The organism is Methanosarcina sp. DH2 (assembly GCF_020804225.1).
GTDB lineage: Archaea > Halobacteriota > Methanosarcinia > Methanosarcinales > Methanosarcinaceae > Methanosarcina.
In genome coordinates this window covers 272,429-290,193 of sequence record NZ_WJBI01000002.1, presented here as the reverse complement: position 1 = coordinate 290,193, position 17,765 = coordinate 272,429, and the positions used below count along the sequence as shown (strand labels likewise).

The window sequence follows — 17,765 nt, the reverse complement described above, 5'->3', positions numbered from 1 at the left end:
TCAAAGAAAGAATAACGAAAATGAGAAAAATCAGAAAAAAGAAAAATCGAAAGAAAAACTTATAGATGAATATATTACTTGATTTGAATAATTACCCGATTCAAATGCATCAAAAGTTAAAATAACTAACTAACTAACTAACTAACTAACTAACTAACTAACTAACTAACTAACTAACTAACTAACTAACTAACTAACTAACTAAATAAATAAATAAATAAAATAACATGAAATAAAATCAAATAAAAGAACTTAATGCTTCAATATTTTCTGCATTTGCCTTTTATAAAAATCACCGAAGTTCCCGGAAGGGCGAGTTTTTCCCTGATAAGGTCTGAAAGTTCCGAGTATGGGGTTGACTTTTTCACTTCTTTTCCCATTTCCTTTTCAATTTCCTTTCCGGTATTACCCTCTCTCTTTTTTTCCCAATCTTGAACTTCTTTTCCTTCTTCCCCATCTAAATTAAAAACCGACACATCAGGCACTATGGCCTCTACCACTTTCTTCAGTTCAGGGACTTTCTGCCCTCCTGTCATGGCTGCGACTTCATTCTGAAGTACAAGTACAAGCACTTCATAACCTTCGCTTGCAGCATTTAAGAGACCGAGGATGCCGGAATGTGCAAGGGCAAAGTCTCCGATTACGGCTATACCTTTCTTCTCAAAGCCGCAGGCAACCGAGATTGCCGAGCCCAGGGCAAAGCTGACATCAACTGCAGCAAGGGGTTCGGGGGCGCTCCGGACAGAACATCCCATATCTCCGGCGACCTGAATGTCAGATATACGGAGAAAATGGTAAAGTGGGAGATAGGGGCAGTCTTCACAGATGGCAGCTCTGTCTTTTTTCCTGAATTCGGTACGTATAGAATCTACGGGACTTGAAACTGTTTCTTCCTCGATATGCTCAAGGGCAAACTCGATATCTTCAGGCATTATTTGCCCGTATGGGAGGTGTCCCGTTTTTTTGCCGCAGACATTGCCTGAAATCCGGATATGCTCTTCTATGAAGGGTTCTGACTCTTCAGCTACCAGTACCCTCCGGTTATTCTTAAGGAAATCTCCTATTTTCTGAAGGGGAAGTGGATTTACAAGGTTGAGAATCAGATGAGAAAATCCGTAAGAATAGCCTGGTTTTTTCAATATGGTTTCGACAACTGAAGATGCAAAACCTGAAGAGATGATTCCGATCTGTTTAACGCCTTTAATCCTTTCGACTTCTTTCTGTTCAGAAGTCTGTGTGTCTGCTTCGATTTCTTCTTCTATTTCTTCTTCTATTTCTTCTTCTATTTCTTCTGTTACTTTGTTCAGGTCAGTATTTTCGGCTTCTGCTTCAAGTATCGGGTAAACTTTAGAATGAAAGTGCTGGTGCTTTTCCATCATCCGGAGTCCCCAGATCGAACGGTCAAACAGGGGGTGGACAGCTGAAGAAGCGGGAAGGCGCCTGACTTTCCCTTCAGTTTTCTCCAGACCTGCGGTTACTCTTAGAATTACTGGAGCCCGGATTTCTTCCGAAAGCTCATAAGCCCGTCTGAGAGTTCTGTACGCAGTATCGGGATTAACCGGGTCAAATACTGCAACTTCAGCGATCCTGCCATACCAGCGGGAGTCCTGCTCGTTCTGAGAGCCTTTTACACCCGGATCGTCTCCTGCAATGATTACCAGACCCGCACCTATAGTGTGCGTAACCGAAGTTATAAGGGGGTCGGAAAGCAGATTCATACCAACGTGTTTTACAAGCACAAGGGCCCTTCTGCCCGAAACAGAGGCTCCGAGAGCTATTTCCAGGGCAACTTTCTCGTTTGTAAGCCAGTTAGCCCTGTAAGTTGATTTGTGTGTATTGTGTGTATTAGTTAATGGCATGTCTGTTTTCAAAAAAAGTTCCATCAGGGAAGTAACAGGGTACCCGGGAACTCCTATTATAAGTGCGACATCGCTGTCGATGACTGCAAGATGAAGGGCTTCAAACCCGTTACATGCTATTTCACATACGGCTTCTTCTTTCAAGTTGACTCCCCACCCGGGAATTATAGGAGTTTCGAGTATATTCCGGTACCGTTTAATTAGGTGTGTTTATATTAGATATGTTAATTAAGTATGTTTAATCAGGTTGTTTATCAGGTATGTTTAGTTAATCTTTTCCATGCTCATCGGCTTTATCTCTGTTCCAGGAATAATGGATTCTTCGGGTCTCCCGAACCAGGGAAGGGAAGCAAGAGCACCTATTACCCCATTGCCGTTAAGCAGGACTTCTACATTGTTTTCTTCGGCGCAGCGTAGGGTATCCGCTTTCAAGACTCTTTCTGTCCGGCAGCGGTTGCTGTACGAGTAAAGCCCTTTTGCATAAAAATCAGATAGTACTACAAGTCCTGTTTCTTTGGATGCGCTGTATTTTTCGAGGGTTTTTTTAAAAGAATCTATAAGCCTTGACTTTGCTTTTTTGTCCACACAACCGAATTCCAGGACAGTTGACATGCAGTTCTGGGTTTTTTCAGGGACAGGGAAGAGCTGGACAAGGGCATGGGAAAGGTACACGGCTTCCTGGCAGTCCAGTTCCTTTGCGATGTTATGGGTCAGGGTCCAGGTAGCTCCGATTTCCTTTGAATCTGTATCATCTATGCCTATAAGAACACGGTCTCTCCGGGGAACCACAATTGTGCCTTTTGCACAGCGCTCTCCTCCGGACTCGGAAATCCTGTAACGCAGAACTCCATCAGCAAATGCTCTGCAGCGGGTTGCACCAACGCCTCCACCCCCCAGCCCTGCATAGGTAATCTCCACTTCGTCTCCCTGCACGATCACGGATTCTATGCCTGCGGCTGCAACCGAGGGTTTGAGTTCGAGCTTTGAGGTTCCTGTTTTCATGAAATAACGGATCATGTTTCCCGTTGAACGGGCTTTCAGGATAAGAGGAGCCTTTGCATAATGGTAAAGGGACCAGGCTGCCCCGCTGTAGCAGTTGGAGTGTTCGATAATCTCCGCGTATTCGTTTTTCGCGTCACAGACCGCATAAATGCCCCTGTAAGGCACAGTGTAAGGATCATCAAGATTTACTTCCTCTGTCTGTCTGTTGTCCAGTGCACAGGCGTTTATATGTTTTGTAATGCCGAAGACCTCCTTTTTACGGGGGATAGAAAGTGGGAGGATAATTGTTTGTCGAAAGCCCATTTCCTGTAGATATGCTCTATTAATGCATTATTGAAAAATCAGGTTACTTTACCTGATTTGTATAGTGTGATATTTTTTAGAAGTTAAAGAGTTTGAATCGAGTGATACGATAATAGAATGGCTGCTAAATATAAATGCTTCGCAAAATACAAAGCGCAGCTATCTTATGTCGATGCAGCAATACACCCACAAGGGCAGAAGTTACAGCGTAGAATAGAGCCTATCTTCAATCGTATAAATATGCGTTGATTTTCCGGTTTTCGCGCCAATTCTCTCAATGAAAATAAAAAGAAACTGCGAGTTTTTTACTAAGATGGAAAATCACTCAACCCTATTCAGAATAAGACTGGATGAATTTCAACCCTGTATTATGTCCGATTTTGAGGAAGTAGCCATTTTTCGGGGTTGAAATCGAGAGAAACGGTCAGTTCAGGGATTTTCGTTCGAATTCCCAAAGTTCGGAATCCTAGACGATGTTTTGGGGGTCATTTAGTAGTGGTTGGTGGTTTAGAGTTATTAGGATCATAAGATAGTATCAAACTCACAAATAATCCCTCACAAAATAGTGCCAAACTTGTAACTAATGACCAGCCTTTGTACTGTGAAGTCAGTTCATTACTCATAGCGTTCAACCATGAGAGATTAAGTAACTGCTCCGATACTATTGTCATAGGCAAAGTTAATGAAAGACTTCCTTCATCAAAATATGAAGAGTTTAACCAAAACAGCAACGCTTTTGCCCTAAAACATTGCTATCCTTTTCTCCGGGAAATAGGACAGTCCGAAAAATAGAGTGTGCGGCTTGTGCCGAAAACGCATAGAATCCACTTCCCGCAGATTTCCTTTCAATTTTCTAAATTTTTCAAAGCATCATAGGTTTAGCAAGTTGAATAAAGTAGTGGTTTGCCGGGTAAATTGGAATCGAGCGTAAGCATCTAACAATAAGTATCTAACCGTATTATCTCAACTATTATGGATTTTTTTCAATATCCATGCCATATTTTGTCCGAGGTTTTTCATGTTTTCAATGCCTTCCTGATCCTGTTCAACCTCTCCTATGGCATTTCCGTAAACCATGTTCCAGTAACTTGAACCTACAAGGAACATTTCTTTACTGTACAAAAAGTTGTTAAGGGTATCAAAAGCACTGATAGCCCACCACGGCGAGCGGCTATAACGGATGCTCCCACTTTATGTTTAAGTAATCCTTTATTTCCTGCCAGTACCATACTTGCCCTGTCAATCAAGGCTTTCATCTGCGAAGTCACACCAGCAGAATACACAGGAGAACCAAGAATAATTCCATCTGAGGCTATCATTTTTGCAAGGCACTCATTGAAAAAATCATCTGTAATAATGCATTGTTTATTCCTGTTTTTATGGCAAGCCCGACAGGCTTTACAACCTTCCACTTTATTTTCCGAAAGCTGAATAAGTTCTGTTTCAATTCCCTCTTTTATGAGCTCGTTAAATACGGTTTGAATCAGGATTGCGGTATTACCGTTTTTCCGTGGACTTCCGTTAATACCTATAACTTTCATAAGTTTCAACTCGTTTTTATTTTTTACTTTTCCTACCTTTTCAATATCTTAAACTATATCTTAAATTCATCGTATAATGCATATCCTGCAAACAAGTAGATAGAATTTATTCGCCAACTTGCCCAATTCTGTTCATTAAAGGTAAGCATTCATTAAAGGGAGCCTTAAAGTTAAATGAAATTTTAAACGCTATCATAAAATGAGTTATATGAAGATTTTCGGTACTTTGAGGTCTTCGGTACTTTGAAGATTTCGGTTTTGAGAACTTCGGTTTTGAGAACTTCGGTTTTGAGAACTTCGGTTTTGAAACTTTCGGCACTTTGAAAGTTTTGGCGGGAGCTTTAATTGTCTCTATCTTACAAACCCTTCATCTTTAAGGCTCACGTATCTGCCGTCTCCTATTATTATGTGATCAAGGATGTCGATGCCAAGGAGCTTTCCTCCCTCAACCAGCTTTTCGGTAACCATTATGTCCTCCCTGCTCGGGCTCGGGTCTCCTGAGGGGTGGTTGTGAACCATAATCACGGATGCCGATGATTCCATAAGTGCAGATTTAAAAACTTCACGCGGGTGAACGATGCTGGCGTTCAGGCTGCCTATGGATACTACCTCTTCTTTAAGGATCTGGTTTTTTGTATCAAGATACAGTGTTATAAATTTTTCTTTTTTTTGTTCGCGCATTTTAGGATACATCAGGGCATAGACATCTTTTGGGGAGCAGATTTTTCTTTTCGGCTCTTCCACAAAAGTCTCAAGCCGCCTTGCGAGCTCAAAGACCGCAGCTATCTGGGCAGCTTTTGCCTTTCCTACCCCATGGACCTGCGTAAGCCTTGAAACATTTGCAAGGCTGAGCTGTTTTATGCTATATTCCGAGAATATCCGGCTACACAGGCTGACAACATTCTCTTCCCTTGAGCCTGTCCTCAGGACTATCCCAAGCAGTTCGGCGTTTGAAAGGGATTCCGGTCCGTTCTTAATTAAACGTTCCCTGGGACGCTCTTCCTCAGGAAGGTCCTGAATCCTTATTTTGGTTACTTCCACATTTTATCCCCCATCTCCTGAACCGAAAAAGTACTCACGACCAGCAGGCCTGCTGTATACGGCACTCATCTGTGCTCTTATGTGCTCTTATTGGTAGTACGTTTTCGGGCTGACAGTATGTGACTGACAGTATGTAATACTATTAAGAGTTTTAATATTTGAACCTTCCTAAATATCTTTAATTTAGCCCAAAAAATGTAAAAGGTTGCTATATTGAGGAATCTCGCGGATAACCTCTCTAAATGTAAACGGTTATATTTTAAAATCTGGACGGTTAAAAGCTGCCGACCCTTACTTATACCGGGAAATCCATAAGGCTCTTTGATGAAAGTCATTTCCGTTGTTGGGTATAAAAAATCGGGCAAAACAGCCCTTGTTTCATCCCTTGTCCGGCAGCTTTCCGGATTCGGGACAGTGGGTACTGTAAAACACATGGGAGAACAGCGCCTTAATCCCGGGGAAACGGATACTGGAAGGCATTTTGATGCAGGAGCAGAAACAGTCATAGGGATAACAGGCACCGAACTGGTCAGCTTTTCAAGGGATTCCGACCTTGAAGATGCCCTTGATATGCTCTGCGACCAGGGGCTTGATTTTGCTGTCGTAGAAGGTTTTAAGGGGAGTAACCTTCCAAAAATTGCGCTCGGAAACGTTGAAGGAGTATCGAATGTCGTTTTCAGGATGCCTGAAAATATCGACCCTCACGAGGAACTTACAGCTTCCCTGGTAGGAATCGCCCTTGCCCAGCCGGACCGCTATACCCTGGAAGCACTTATAAAGAAAGCCCGGAGGAACCCGGATATCAGGAAAGCAGGAGCAATCGGCACCTTTTCTGGCATCGTCCGCGAGCTTGCAGGAGAGGAAAAGACAGCCAGGCTCGAATTTGAGAAATACGAACCTGAAGCCTCAAAGGCCCTGGACAAAATCCGCGAAGAAATCAAGCAAAAAGAAGGCATTCTCGAAGTCCTTATCCACCATAAAACAGGCGTTATCAAAGCCGGAGAGGACATCGTTTACATAGTGATCGCATCCGCCCACAGGACCGAACTCTTTCCCGCCCTCAGCGAAGCCATAGAAAAGGTAAAGGCTGAAGCCCCGATCTGGAAAAAGGAGTTCACAGAAAAAGAAGAGTTCTGGGTACACGATCGGGAACACGCCTGAATGCAAAAATGTAATAAGAAGAGAAGAAGAACGGTATTAAAAACGAGAACTGCGACATTAAAAACGAAAACCTCTTACTAAAAGTAGCAAAAACCGGAACGGAAATAGAATGAGCAGAAAAACAGAATTTAAACCGGGCAGAACAAAAACCAGAAGCGCAATCGTCCTCGCAGGTGGGAGGGGCCGCAGGATGGGTTTGGTCGAAAAAGCCCTCCTCGAATTCGAAGGAAAAACTATCCTTGAGCGCCTGCTTGAAAACCTGTTCCGGGTTGTGGACGAGGTCATCCTTTCGGTCCGGGATATGTCCCAGAAAGAAAAACTTATGCCTGTGCTCGAAAAATTCTCTGCCTGTGAAATCCGTTTCTGTTTTGACACTCTGGATGATGCCGGTCCCCTTGAAGGCATCCGGGCGGGGCTGCTTGAATCCAGGTCAGAATACTCTTTTATTTGCGCCGGAGATATGCCCTTTGTAAATTTCAGAGTTGTAGACCTGCTGTTTGAAAAAGCAGAAGGGCACGATGCTGCTCTCCCGAGGTGGGACGAGAGAATGTTTGAGCCTCTGCACGCAGTTTATTCCAGAAAACTAATTCCTGAAATCGAGAAAGCCTTCGAGAAGGGGAAACATTCAGTGCTTGCGCCGGTTTTTCAGATGCAGGATGTTATTTTTGTTGAGATTTCGGAAATTCTGGATTTTGATCCTGATTTGAAGACTTTTGCGAATATCAATACTGTTGAAGATCTTGAGAGTATGATCGGGTCTGAGGTGGAAAAAGTTAAATTGTAAATTAATTGCAATTATCCTATTGATCTATTTATTACTTGCAGAAGTAGCTGGGATAGCGTCTTTATACTATTCATATCATAAATTCTTCAAGACTTCAATTATTTTTGTTATAATATCGAAAAATATTTAGCTAACGACTGTCTCTACTTTTTAGCTTTATTTTTTATATATGAACTATCTAGGGTTAACAACTGTAATGTTATATATTGAATTTTCAGTAGTTATAATAACAAACGCGTGAGACAGTGAAGCAGGGATTATACATGACACAAAAAGAAATAAAGGATCTGATTAGAGAGGCTCAAAAAAGTGATGTAACTTCATTAGATCTATCAAATAGAAATCTTGTTTCACTTCCGCCTGGAATCATCGAGTTGAAAAATCTCACTCAACTCGATATATATTTTAATGAACTGACTTCGCTTCCACCTGAAATCACCAAATTGAAAAATCTTACTGAACTTGACATATCTTTTAATGAACTGACTTCGCTTCCACCTGAAATAAAAGAGCTGAAAAATCTTACTCAACTCGATATATCTGGAAATCAACTGACTTCACTTCCGCCTGAAATAAAAGAGCTGAAAAATCTTACTCAACTCGATATATCCGGAAATCAACTGACTTCACTTCCACCTGAAATAAAAGAACTGAAAAATCTTACTCAACTTTATATATCTGGAAATGAGCTGACTTCACTTCCGCCTGAAATAAAAGAGCTGAAAAATCTTACTCAACTCGATATATCTGGAAATCAACTGACTTCGCTTCCACCTGAAATAAAAGAACTGAAAAATCTTACTCAACTCGATATATCTGGAAATGAGCTGACTTCGCTTCCGTTTGAGGTCATTGAGTTGAAGAATCTAATTCATCTCGACATATCTGGAACTCAACTAACTTTACTTCCGCCTGAAATCACCAAGTTGAAAAATCTTGCTCAATTTAATATATCCGGAAATCAACTGACTTCGCTTCTGCCTGAAATAAAAGAGCTGAAAAATCTTACTCAATTCAATATATCCGGAAATCAACTGACTTCGCTTCCGCCTGAAATAAAAGAGCTGAAAAATCTTACTCAACTCGATATATCTGGAAATGAGCTGACTTCGTTTCCGCCTGAAATAAAAGAGTTGAAAAATCTTACTGAACTTGACATATCCGGAAATCAACTGACTTCACTTCCGCCTGAAATAAAAGAGCTGAAAAATCTTACTCAACTCGATATATCTGGAAATCAACTGACTTCACTTCCGCCTGAAATAAAAGAGCTGAAAAATCTTACTCAACTCGATATATCCGGAAATCAACTGACTTCACTTCCGCCTGAAATAAAAGAGCTGAAAAATCTTACTGAACTTGACATATCTGAAAATGAGCTGACTTCGCTTCCGTTTGAGGTCATTGAGTTGAAGAATCTAATTCATCTCGACATATCTGGAACTCAACTAACTTYACTTCCGCCTGAAATCACCAAGTTGAAAAATCTTGCTCAATTTAATATATCCGGAAATCAACTGACTTCGCTTCYGCCTGAAATAAAAGAGYTGAAAAATCTTACTCAATTCAATATATCCGGAAATCAACTGACTTCGCTTCCGCCTGAAATAAAAGAGYTGAAAAATCTTACTCAATTCAATATATCCRGAAATCAACTGACTTCACTTCCACCTGAAATAAAAGAGCTGAAAAATCTTACTCAACTCGATATATCTGGAAATGAGCTGACTTCACTTCCGCCTGAAATAAAAGAGCTGAAAAATCTTACTCAACTTTATATATCCAGAAATAAACTCACTTCGTTTCCACCTGAAATTACCAAGTTGAAAAATTTGTTTTATCTCGATATATCCATAAATGAATTCACTTTGTTTTCACCTGAAATTACCAAGTTGAAAAATTTGTTTTATCTCGATATATCCAGAAATGAACTGACTTCACTTCCGCCTGAAGTAAAAGAGTTGAAAAATCTTACTCAATTCAATATATCCGGAAATCAACTGACTTCGCTTCCGCTTGAAATAAAAGAGTTGAAAAATCTTACTCAATTCAATATATCCGGAAATCAACTGAATTCACTACCACAGGAAATTTTGCAACTGGAACTGGAAATTGAATGGGAAAATAGACGGGACCACTATAATAAAATTTTTGTAAAGGAGAATCCCTTTGAAAATCCTCCAATAGAGATTGTGAAACAGGGCCGCGAAGCAGTTTTCAACTATTTTAAGTCAGAGAATGAAAAAGAACCATTAAATGAAGTAAAAGTTTTACTGGTAGGAGAAGGAGGTGCAGGTAAAACTTCACTGGTTAAGCGGATTTTTGGAGAAGAAGTTGATGGGAATGAGCCGCAGACACAGGGAATCAACATCAGGAAATTTGTAGTGAAAAATGAAGAGAGAGAAATCAAGGCTAATTTTTGGGATTTTGGTGGACAGGAAATCATGCATGCCACCCACCAGTTCTTTTTGTCAAAAAGGAGTCTTTATATCTTAGTACTGGATGGAAGAAAGGATGAAAAGCCTGAGTACTGGCTTAAACTAATTGAGAATTTCGGTGGAGATTCTCCTGTTTTAGTTGTAATTAATAAGATAGATGAAAACCCTGCTTTTGAACTTAACAGGAAGTTCCTGCGAGAGAAATATACTTCAATCAGAGGTTTTTACAGGCTTTCCTGCACATCTGGAGATGGAATAAAGGAGTTTTCGAGAACTCTTGAAGATGAATTGAAAAGAGTTAAGCATCTTGAAATCAAATGGCCGAAAAGTTGGTTCAATATAAAAAGTAAACTTGAAAAAATGTGTCCTAACTGCATTTCTCATTTTTCAGATAAGGACAAGTGTGAGCACTGTAGTTTTATTCAATATGATGAATATAAACTAATATGTGATGAAGAAGGAATAAACAGCGAATCAGAACAAAGTACTCTCGTTGATTTTCTTCATGATCTGGGAGTAATACTACATTTTAGAGATATACCTCTCCTAAACATGCATGTCCTTGAGCCCGAATGGGTGACTAATGCAGTTTATAAGCTGGTTAACTCAAAGGAAATTGCCGAGTCCAGAGGAGTTCTAAAACTAAATATGTTTGCTGAAATTTTAAAACAAAGAACTGAAAAAGATTTTTATTATCCTCCCAATCAGTATAACTTTTTTATCAGTTTGATGAAGAAATTCGAACTCTCTTATGACCTTGACGACAGCACAGTTCTTCTCCCTGGGTTACTGGAAATTCAAGAACCAGATTTCGAGTTTGATTATGAAGAGACTTTGAGATTTATTATAGATTATGATTTCCTTCCACCTTCTGTGATGCCTCGTTTTATCGTGAAGATGAACAAAGACATAAAAGATGACCTGCGCTGGCGTACAGGAGTAGTTCTGGAAGATGCAAACTTTAACTCTTCTGCTGTGGTTAGGGCTGACAATGAAGCAAAAAGAATAAACGTTTACGTTTATGGAGAGCAAAGAAAGGACTATTTCTCTGTCATTCTTCAAAATTTCCGGGAAATAAACAATAGCTTTGAAAAGTTAAAAGCAACAGAAAAAATTCCGCTGCCTGACGAGCCTGAAGTGGCTGTTAGTTATGACCATTTAATTAAACTGAAATCAAGGGGAATTGAATTCTACATGCCTGATGGATCTGATCGTGAATATTATGTAAATCAATTGCTTGAGATGGTCATCAACAAAAATGATTTGGTGGAGATTGAGATGGAGACACTTGTAAAGGAATCGCTAAAAAAATTAGGGATGAGTGATAAAGAAATTTTGAAGGCTCTTCAAGAGATAAAAGAACGTAATCTAGGAGTTACTAATAAAAATGATTTAGAAGCAATTAGTAAGATTATTTTGGCCATCAAATCTTTTGATTTAAGGCTAAATAATGTTGAAATGATTAAGTTTGATCGCGAATTGAAAGGACGAAAATCCTAATTCTAATAAATTACATTAAGAGGAATTATAGTGAAAACAGAGAGAGTTAAACAGCTTATTGAACAAGCTAGGAGAAGTAGAGAACCTTCTCTAGACTTATCTGAAACTCAACTTACTACATTTCCTCTAGAGATTATTAAATTAAAAGATCTTAGAGAACTTGATCTATCTAGGAACCAACTGACTCTACTGCCACATGAAATTTCAGAAATGAAGAACCTAAAAAAGCTTTATTTATATAGAAATAACTTAGTCTCATTGCCTCCTGAAATCTCGCTGATGAAAAATCTTACTAGCCTTGATATCTCTGAAAATAAGCTAGCCACCTTGCCCTCTGAAATTACTGACCTAGGTTTGGAAATTGAATGGGAAGATCGTCAGAAAAACAATATAATTTATATGAAAGATAATCCTCTTAAGATACCTCCTGTAGAAGTTGTAAAAGAAGGCCGAGATACAGTAATTGACTTTTTTGGATTACTAGACGAAAATAAAAAGGAAATTCGAGAAGTGAAAGTTTTGTTGGTGGGAGAGGGGGGATCGGGTAAAACTTCTCTAGTTAATGTATTAGTTGGCGAGAAATTCAATGAAAAAGAACCAGAAACATGTGGTATAAATATTAAAAAATGGATTTTTGGTGAGGATGGAAAAGAAGTAAAAGTCAACTTCTGGGATTTTGGTGGGCAAGAAATTATGCATGCCACTCACCAATTTTTCTTAACCAGACGGAGCCTTTATATTCTAGTTCTAGATTCCAGAAAAGAAGAAAAAGCAGATTACTGGCTCAAGCATATCCGGAGTTTTGGGGGGGACTCACCTGTTTTTGTTGTTATAAATAAGGTAGATGAAAATCCCTCTTTTGATGTAGAGAGGAAATCTCTGAAAGAAAAGTATCCTTACATAAAGGATTTCTATCGTATTTCCTGTAAGAATAATGTGGGAATAAAGGATTTTAAAGATAACCTTTCAATAGAATTAACAAAGATTGATCATATACAGATAAAGCGGGAAAAAAGTTGGCTTACTGTGAAAACAAAATTAGAAAATGCGAATAGCAAGTTTTTATCATATGAAGAATATAAAGAAGTTTGTCATAACGAATGCATAACAGAAGATCATAGCCAGAACATGCTTATTGATTATCTAAACGATCTTGGGGTAGTAATACACTTTAAAGAAATTCCACTTCTAGATATACATGTGCTGGAGCCTAGATGGATAACAGAAGCTGTTTATAGGATAATTAACTCAGAAAAATTACTTGGATCTGGGGGTGTTTTGAAGTTTAAGTTCTTAGGAGAGTTTTTAAAGAAAGAAAAAGAAACCGATTATTATTACTCTCCAGCTCAATATAATTTCATAATAAGTTTAATGAGAAAATTTGAATTATGCTATGAGATTGATGAACAAACTATCCTTTTACCTGATCTTCTTGATATTCAGGAACCTGAATTTGATTTTAATTATGTTGATGCCTTAAAATTCTTCATTGAATATGATTATTTGCCAAGATCGGTAATGCCTCGCTTTATCGTCAAAGTGCACAAGGATATAATGGATAATCTTCGGTGGAAAACAGGAGTAGTACTTAAAAACAGACAATTTAGATCGTCTGCTGTAATAAAAGCCGATAATGAGGCCAAAAAAATATACATATATGTGGACGGTAAACAAAAAAGAGATTACCTCGCAGCTATTCTTTGTCCACTTCGAGAAATAAATCAGAGTTTTGAAGATTTAAACCCCATCGAAAAAGTTCCTCTGCCAGATAAGCCTGAAGTGAGTATTAGCTACGAGCATCTGGTCAGGCTAGAAAATAACGGAAAGAGGAAATATATGCCTGAGGGAACTGATCACGATTATGACGTTAGAGAGTTATTAGGAACTGTTAATAAGACAGACGTTAAGGAAATGACCAATGAAGAAATATTAGAGATTCTCTGTAAGTTGAAAGACAAAGCTGATACAGAAGAGGGATTAAAAAGCAGTTTTCTGAATGCAGTTTCGATTAACGCGGGTCCTATAGGAGTAAACCCTAGTGATTTATTAAAATTGATCAAAATGATACTAAAGAAATGATTTGATTTTAAGATATAATTTTTCACTAGAAAATATGCTTGTATAAGTATAGCTTTCTTCTTTTCACTTTCCCGCGTCCTCTATCTCAAACTTAACCCCGCGCCTTTTAAGCTCTTTTATAATCTCTTCCATAAACACCCCCGGTCCCGGAGCATGACTGTGGTGAAATTCCTTAACTTTTCCGGGCTCTCCGCCGACACTGGTTATTTTTACGCCGCAGGAAGGACTTTTCGGAACGCCGACTATTCTGATGCTTACGCAGTTTGCTGCAAGGTCTTCGAGCATATCTGCAAAGGGGGTGAAGATTTTCCTGCAGAAAAGCCTGTAGGCTGGGTGGTCGAGCTGGTCTTTGGTAACTTCCCTGCGTCTCATTCCCAGGTACATCGACTCGGGGCAAGGGAGCTGAATAACGTTTGCACCTTTAGGGTCAACAGGGGTGGTTGGCTTTGCTCCTTTTACCCTTGCAAGAGGGTTGAGCAGGCAATGTCCCAGGACAAGTACTTCTTGCCGGATGTTATCGGTTTCAGGTTTATCCGGGATTGTAAACTTTCTGGAATTGGTGGAATTTTCGGGGGCGGCAGAGTTATCCCGGGCTGCATGGGGGTTGTAGTTTTCCAGCTTTTTCATGTGGATCGCCTGTTGCTTTCATTATTGATTGTCACTATTTTTATCTGTACCGAAATAAGAGATTATATATTTATCTTCTGCATATGTATGCGAAAATGGTATATGTGAGCCTGCAGACGAACCCCATTTTTGCAGTCAGTCAGGACGTGACTGTTGAGGGAATGCAGAGCCGCTGCCTTTAGAATTGGAAGGTCGTGTCACATGCATGAAGATTTTGGAACAATAGTGAACAGAGGGTTCAAGACCTGGGTTAGAAATCTAAATATTTGTATTCCATATGTCCTGAATTTTTTTGTTAATTTGATTCTCTATATTTTTTTCTTCGGTATAATGGGCGTATTACTCTTTGCCTCAGGTTCGGGGAGTGTAATTGACCCTCAAGCTCTTTCTACTGAGGAGCTTTACTCCATAATCTGGGAAGGATTCACGAATAATATTCCAACCATGCTGGCTGTAACTATTGTTTTTTTCCTGCTTGGCACGTTCTTACAGGCGTTTTTCACAGCAGGGGCAATCGGGATGGCAAAAAAAGCTTCTGAGACCGGGGATACCGTATTATCGGATATGATCAGGTCCGGTTCTAAAAACGCTTTCAGGCTTTTTCTCACAAGCGTGCTGGTAGCCGTGATGCTTCTTGTGGGCATTGTATTCATAGTGCCTGCAGCCCTTACAATCGGGGATATGAGCGGTCTGATAGAGAATCCGCAGGCAACTGTGGAAGGTATGGGCACGCTCGCTATAGGGATCCTTATATGGGGTATCTATATCCTTGCCATAAATATCGTACTTTCCCTTGCCCCTTATGCCCTTGTAATCGATGAACTTGAGCCTCTTGAAGCTCTGAAAACAGGTTACAGGTTTTTCCTGAAGAATAAGCTGGATGTTTTCTTTATCTGGATTATTTCTATCGGGCTTGCTTTCATCAATAGTTTTATCGGTGAGTTTCTGGGCTCTGAGAGCATCCTGCTTTCAGGCATTACATACATTGTCCCGGTTCTCATACTGCAGCCGCTTACTGCGGTCCTGTGGACGCGCCTCTACCTTACAGGGGAGGAAAAGGAACTCTATAACCCTTCTGACCTGCTTTCCGACCCGGCAGGATTTTGAAAGATTCCTGAAACTGGAAGACTTCTGAAACCTGCACTTTTCCTTATTTTTACACTTTTTTTGACTTTATTTTTCTTTCCCTTTTCCTTTCTGCTTCCCTTTTCCTCTCTGCTTTCAAGTCCTTCCAAGCAGTTTACATGCCTGGCAGATATCTTCAGTACAGGTATCCCCGCAGATTCTGCATTTTTCTATTTTTGCAGGAGGAAGTTCCTTTGCAAGGGCTCCTACGAGTTTGTCAAAACCCCGGAGAAGGGAATATTTGGTGCCGGGGTGGTTTGTCTCAAAGCCGTTTAATAGTTCCCTTATTTCTCCTCGAAGAGCTTCCCCTGCATACGGGCACTCGCTGAAGTCAACAGGCAGGGAGTTTATCAGGGCATAGAGTGCTACTTCCTTTTCAGGAATATTTCGCAGGGGCTTTGCCCGCATTACGAGCCCTTCAATTGCTACAGGAGGTGCAAGCCTTACCATGCGCTCCATATCTCCCCTGAAATGGTTGAGGAGAATGGTCTGGGCTTCATCATCCAGGTTGTGCCCTGTTACCAATTTCGTTGCCCCTATTTCAAGCGCTACCCTGTTAAGGATGCTTTTCCTTAGAACCCCGCAGTAACTGCATGTACCTTTTTCCCGGTCCATTGCAGCCAGTTCATCCATTGTAACGCCATGGTCATCTCTAAAAGACCTTATGATATGACGAACTCCCAGAGTTTCGGTAAGTTTTTTTGCAAGCTCAAGAGAGTGAGGGCGGTATCCGTGTATTCCTTCGTCAACTGAAACTGCCACTATCTGAATATCAGGTCTATCTCCCAGGATTTTATGCATTATATAGAGAGCAACTGAGCTGTCCTTTCCCCCGCTCAGAGCAACAGCTATTACATCATTTTTCCTGATGCTGTAATCTTTCCGTATAGTCAGCTTGATTTTCCTTTCTACATCCTCTATAAAGTGTCTTTTGCAGAGATGCATACCTGAGTATTTTTGAAAAATGATAGCTTCATGGTTGCATTTTTTACATTTAATTGTCATTTGAAATCCTTTTGAAATCCTTTTTTCTACTCTGGATAAATAATCTGGAAAAAACGGAAAATGCGTACCTGCGGAGCCCATTTATGTGCATCATTTATGGACATTTACTAACATTTATACGCGTTTTAAATAAGTTTTCTTTTAATGAAGAATTTTACTAGAATTTAACTATCGCTTAATTATAATTTAACTGACATATAATTTAACTATAACTTAACTATAATTTAATTGTAGAAGGCTGCTTTAGGAAAGGGAGCCCTCATATATATGGTTTTTTACGCGCTTTTCAAAGAAACCTGAATACTTTTTTTACCCTCGTCTGAAGGCTTTCTTAACTTTATTCCTGAACTATGTTTCCAAAGGTATATCCTTCTCAGCAGTCAAACCCTACTTATTATTCAAGTATTCAAATAATTACAGGGGAAATATAAAAGGGGCCTCTTTATGATAAGAATCATTCCGGCAGAAGCCAGGCATCTTGAGGATTCCGGATGGCTGAAGAGTTACATGCTTTTTTCTTTTTCAAATTATTATGATCCGGATAATGTCCAGTTCGGAAACCTGCGCGTTTTTAACGATGATACTGTCCAGCCGGGCAGAGGTTTTTCAACTCACCCGCACTCCGAGATGGAAATTATATCGGTTGTGCTTGAAGGGGAGATAACGCATGAAGATGATATGGGAAACAGAGGAGTCCTTGGAAAAGGAGAGGTGCAGTGTGTTACCGCAGGTACAGGAGTACATCATTCTGAGTTGAACACGGGAAAAGAACCTTTGCACTTTTACCAGATATGGATTTTGCCCTCGAGAAGCCGCCTTGAGCCTGCCTACTCGCAGAAAAAATTCGAGGCATCGGGGTGGAGGAATAGGTTACTTCCCCTTGCTTCAGGTCAGGGTCTTGAAAACGTCCTGAAGATAAACGCTGATGCAACAATTTACCGTGCCAGCCTTGAGAAAGGCCACGTTATCCATTTTAATTCACAGGAGAATCGCCGGACCTTTATCTACATTTCTGCCGGTGAGCTTTCTGTTAATGGCCAGAGGATAGAACGGGGAGACCAGGCTCGCATCGACCTTGAAAAGGCAATCCATATGGAGGCTGTTTCTTCCGGCATGCCTGCAGATTTTATCCTTATCGATGTTCCCCAGCAGGGAGCAGAAATACAGGCAAAACGGTGAACGCAGCTGGCAAAAGCTCTTTCAGGCAAATAAGAGTACTCTCTGAATAGCGGCAAGAATCGAGCCCGGATGAATTAGTTTGAGGAAGATACAGATAAACAGAAAGAGGTTAGACAATCAA

At 40.1% G+C, this 17,765-nt stretch carries 11 protein-coding genes and 1 pseudogene; 6 read left to right on the top strand and 6 right to left on the bottom strand.

The window, feature by feature from the left end; translation table 11 throughout:
* Positions 1–260: 260 nt before the first annotated feature.
* From FXV91_RS05135 to radC, 4 genes and pseudogenes are all read right to left on the bottom strand, one after another.
* Complete coding sequence (locus FXV91_RS05135; protein ID WP_229389061.1) at positions 261–2,003, bottom strand: indolepyruvate ferredoxin oxidoreductase subunit alpha; 1,743 nt, start codon at positions 2,001–2,003, stop codon at positions 261–263.
* A gap of 120 nt (positions 2,004–2,123) precedes the next feature.
* Complete coding sequence (mmp11, locus tag FXV91_RS05130; RefSeq protein WP_229389059.1) at positions 2,124–3,164, bottom strand: methanogenesis marker protein 11; 1,041 nt, start codon at positions 3,162–3,164, stop codon at positions 2,124–2,126.
* Between the two features lie 963 nt (positions 3,165–4,127).
* Positions 4,128–4,705 (bottom strand): annotated as a pseudogene (locus FXV91_RS05125) (flavodoxin family protein).
* Between the two features lie 351 nt (positions 4,706–5,056).
* Positions 5,057–5,746 (bottom strand): DNA repair protein RadC, encoded by a 690-nt coding sequence (gene radC / locus FXV91_RS05120; protein WP_229389057.1) that lies wholly within the window; start codon positions 5,744–5,746, stop codon positions 5,057–5,059.
* Between the two features lie 324 nt (positions 5,747–6,070).
* Here radC and FXV91_RS05115 point away from each other — a divergent pair, with 324 nt between their 5' ends.
* From FXV91_RS05115 to FXV91_RS05100, 4 genes are all read left to right on the top strand, one after another.
* Positions 6,071–6,907 (top strand): molybdopterin synthase, encoded by an 837-nt coding sequence (locus FXV91_RS05115; protein ID WP_229389054.1) that lies wholly within the window; start codon positions 6,071–6,073, stop codon positions 6,905–6,907.
* A gap of 109 nt (positions 6,908–7,016) precedes the next feature.
* The gene (locus tag FXV91_RS05110; RefSeq protein ID WP_229389052.1) at positions 7,017–7,691 is read left to right on the top strand and encodes a molybdenum cofactor guanylyltransferase; all 675 of its coding nucleotides are present in this window, start codon (positions 7,017–7,019) and stop codon (positions 7,689–7,691) included.
* A gap of 263 nt (positions 7,692–7,954) precedes the next feature.
* Positions 7,955–11,629 (top strand): leucine-rich repeat domain-containing protein, encoded by a 3,675-nt coding sequence (locus FXV91_RS05105; protein ID WP_229389050.1) that lies wholly within the window; start codon positions 7,955–7,957, stop codon positions 11,627–11,629.
* Positions 11,630–11,659: 30 nt separating this feature from the next.
* Positions 11,660–13,708: a COR domain-containing protein gene (locus FXV91_RS05100; RefSeq protein ID WP_229389047.1), complete on the top strand. Its 2,049-nt coding sequence runs from the start codon at positions 11,660–11,662 to the stop codon at positions 13,706–13,708.
* A gap of 63 nt (positions 13,709–13,771) precedes the next feature.
* Here the strand turns inward: FXV91_RS05100 and FXV91_RS05095 are convergent, their stop codons facing one another.
* Positions 13,772–14,335: a hypothetical protein gene (locus tag FXV91_RS05095; protein WP_229389045.1), complete on the bottom strand. Its 564-nt coding sequence runs from the start codon at positions 14,333–14,335 to the stop codon at positions 13,772–13,774.
* A 201-nt stretch (positions 14,336–14,536) separates the two neighbouring features.
* Between FXV91_RS05095 and FXV91_RS05090 the strand changes: the two genes are divergently transcribed.
* Complete coding sequence (locus FXV91_RS05090) at positions 14,537–15,442, top strand: hypothetical protein (protein WP_229389043.1); 906 nt, start codon at positions 14,537–14,539, stop codon at positions 15,440–15,442.
* Positions 15,443–15,556: 114 nt separating this feature from the next.
* Here the strand turns inward: FXV91_RS05090 and FXV91_RS05085 are convergent, their stop codons facing one another.
* On the bottom strand, positions 15,557–16,465 hold the full coding sequence (locus tag FXV91_RS05085; RefSeq protein WP_229389041.1) for a TIGR00269 family protein: 909 nt from the start codon (positions 16,463–16,465) through the stop codon (positions 15,557–15,559).
* Positions 16,466–16,909: 444 nt separating this feature from the next.
* On the opposite strand from FXV91_RS05085, the gene FXV91_RS05080 reads away from it, so the two are divergent.
* Complete coding sequence (locus tag FXV91_RS05080) at positions 16,910–17,644, top strand: pirin family protein (RefSeq protein WP_229389039.1); 735 nt, start codon at positions 16,910–16,912, stop codon at positions 17,642–17,644.
* The last annotated feature ends 121 nt before the right edge of the window (positions 17,645–17,765 follow it).

Bases quoted from the DNA above. Each gene is read 5' to 3' on its own strand.
- mmp11 (WP_229389059.1), bottom strand. From the start codon at position 3,164: ATGGGCTTTCGACAAACAATTATCCTCCCACTTTCTATCCCCCGTAAA.
- FXV91_RS05115 (WP_229389054.1), top strand. From the start codon at position 6,071: ATGAAAGTCATTTCCGTTGTTGGGTATAAAAAATCGGGCAAAACAGCC.
- FXV91_RS05110 (WP_229389052.1), top strand. From the start codon at position 7,017: ATGAGCAGAAAAACAGAATTTAAACCGGGCAGAACAAAAACCAGAAGC.
- FXV91_RS05095 (WP_229389045.1), bottom strand. From the start codon at position 14,335: ATGAAAAAGCTGGAAAACTACAACCCCCATGCAGCCCGGGATAACTCT.
- FXV91_RS05090 (WP_229389043.1), top strand. From the start codon at position 14,537: ATGCATGAAGATTTTGGAACAATAGTGAACAGAGGGTTCAAGACCTGG.
- FXV91_RS05085 (WP_229389041.1), bottom strand. From the start codon at position 16,465: ATGACAATTAAATGTAAAAAATGCAACCATGAAGCTATCATTTTTCAA.
- FXV91_RS05080 (WP_229389039.1), top strand. From the start codon at position 16,910: ATGATAAGAATCATTCCGGCAGAAGCCAGGCATCTTGAGGATTCCGGA.